A 368-nucleotide genomic window follows, 5' to 3' on the forward strand; every position below is an offset into this window, starting at 1 on the left:
CCGCCCGTCCCGCTCCGGGCGAGCCCGGGCGCCGCGAGCGCGAGCACCGCGCCCGCAGCGCGGCCGGGGCGTACGTCGAGCAGGTTGGCGGTGTGCGCGGCGCCCGCGATGACGACACCCGCGAGCAGCCGGTCCAGCGGCCGCTCCTTCAGCAGACTCCCGGCGGCCAGCGCGGCGGCGGAGATGCCGAACAACTTGACCGCGCCGGAGGTGACTTCGCCGGTGCGCAGGGCGCCGAGGTGGGCGCTGAAGCCCCGGCGGGGGTCGTCGGCGCCCGCGATGTCGTCGTAGGCGCCGCAGGCTCCGGCGGCCAGTACGGCGAGCCCGGCCGCCGGGTGGACCCGGGCGGCGGCGAGCGCGGTGGCGGC

Annotated in this window: 1 pseudogene; it reads right to left on the reverse strand. The window is 80.2% G+C overall.

Annotated elements, in window-relative coordinates:
* Positions 1-368: pseudogene (locus GT030_RS20130) on the reverse strand (hypothetical protein); the annotation flags it as partial.

This window comes from Streptomyces sp. SID1328 (assembly GCF_009865595.1).
Classification (GTDB): domain Bacteria; phylum Actinomycetota; class Actinomycetes; order Streptomycetales; family Streptomycetaceae; genus Streptomyces; species Streptomyces griseoluteus.